4 protein-coding genes are annotated in these 1,253 nt (G+C 43.8%); 1 reads left to right on the forward strand and 3 read right to left on the reverse strand.

Features of this window, described 5'->3' with window-relative positions; genetic code table 11:
• From B9G53_RS00830 to B9G53_RS26565, 3 genes are all read right to left on the reverse strand, one after another.
• On the reverse strand, positions 1-334 hold a 334-nt coding region (locus B9G53_RS00830), incomplete at its 3' end, for a hypothetical protein (protein ID WP_141211661.1).
• A 58-nt stretch (positions 335-392) separates the two neighbouring features.
• A complete protein-coding gene (locus B9G53_RS00835; RefSeq protein ID WP_094528430.1) occupies positions 393-632 on the reverse strand; it encodes a helix-turn-helix transcriptional regulator in 240 nt (79 codons plus the stop codon).
• A 41-nt stretch (positions 633-673) separates the two neighbouring features.
• On the reverse strand, positions 674-865 hold the full coding sequence (locus B9G53_RS26565) for a hypothetical protein (protein ID WP_141211662.1): 192 nt from the start codon (positions 863-865) through the stop codon (positions 674-676).
• Positions 866-1,032: 167 nt separating this feature from the next.
• Between B9G53_RS26565 and B9G53_RS00845 the strand changes: the two genes are divergently transcribed.
• Entirely contained in the window at positions 1,033-1,248 is a 216-nt protein-coding gene (locus B9G53_RS00845) for a hypothetical protein (RefSeq protein ID WP_094528432.1), read from the forward strand.
• The last annotated feature ends 5 nt before the right edge of the window (positions 1,249-1,253 follow it).

Genomic DNA, 1,253 nt, shown 5'->3' on the forward strand with positions numbered 1-1,253 from the left:
TGCCTATTGATTTTTCTGGTTCCCACGTTGTACGGTAGCCGTCGCGAAACTTGACGCGATCACCTACTTGAAATTGGTCAATATATTCTCCCCTGGGGTTGATCCCATCTGTTGCCGAAACCTTGATGGTTATTGGTAAATTTGGCTGTAATTGCTTTGCACTTTTCCTATTGCCTGCGCGTTGTGGTTCAACCTGGTCCAATCTAATTTCCCCAATTGTCTGGGCAAATTGGGCGATCGCTTCCGCGTCTTTTCCACTAATGCCAAATCGCGGCAATATTTCCAATGGGTTGACGGCTGGTAAGTCCAAAACGTTTAGCTGTTGGGTTTCCATACTTTTCCATGGCGGCGCTTCGCGCCGCTAGTTTGGGCGATCGCTCAATTTAGATTTTTTAGTCAGTGAATCCTTGAACCTCTTGCAGTTCAAAACTATCAGGCAATTTCTCAATCGTAGTCCCAAATAATTTAGCTAGTTTCTTCCATTCTTTCATGCTTAATTTTGGCTCTACCTTACCAGTCAGCCATGAATTAACAGCTTGCCTGCTATACCCTAATTCTTTGGCGATTCTCGCCTGTGTTACTCCATTTCTAGCCATAAGTTCAGCGTAGGGTGATACATATTTAATGTCCATATATTAAAGCCAAATTTACTTTTTGTCTATTTAGCTTGACTTCAAGTCAAGCTAGCTTTACAGTAAGGAAACAAAACAAAGACAGCACCAAACCGCTTAGGCGATCGGGCGCTGTCTCTGTGAAAACTGATTGATTGATATTTTCCCATACATACCATCGGGCTAGAGATTCCCAAATACAGGTAGGCGATCGCGTAGGTATGGGGAATTTTGTACCAATATCTAAAACCCATATGTCTTACGAAATACCGCCTAACTCTCAAGGCTCGTTTTGTGCTGGGTGTAAAGCTCGGATTTTCTGGGCAAAAACTGATAAGGGTAAGTGGATACCTTTAGACACTGACCTAAAACCACACTTTGCAACCTGTCCCATGTCCCAACGATTCAGGAAACCAAAACAATGAAAGGACAACCAATTTCACACCCGATCGGGCGTTATTACTCGTCACGCTCTCATCCTATGCCCGCTAATACTGAGGCATGGATCGAGCGCTTACCAATGGCTCAAAAATTGCAGCTTGCAACTGCACTCATGCAGCAATGCACAACCGTTTTTAACAATGTTCCTACACTTTCAGTTTTGCGCCCAACTATCCAAGGAGATGATGCATCATGACTCAC

Origin of the sequence: Pseudanabaena sp. SR411, from assembly GCF_002251945.1 — a bacterium.
Lineage (GTDB): Bacteria > Cyanobacteriota > Cyanobacteriia > Pseudanabaenales > Pseudanabaenaceae > Pseudanabaena.

Coding starts and splice junctions, on each gene's coding strand:
- B9G53_RS00835 (WP_094528430.1), bottom strand. CDS start 632: ATGGACATTAAATATGTATCACCCTACGCTGAACTTATGGCTAGAAAT.
- B9G53_RS26565 (WP_141211662.1), bottom strand. CDS start 865: ATGGGTTTTAGATATTGGTACAAAATTCCCCATACCTACGCGATCGCC.
- B9G53_RS00845 (WP_094528432.1), top strand. CDS start 1,033: ATGAAAGGACAACCAATTTCACACCCGATCGGGCGTTATTACTCGTCA.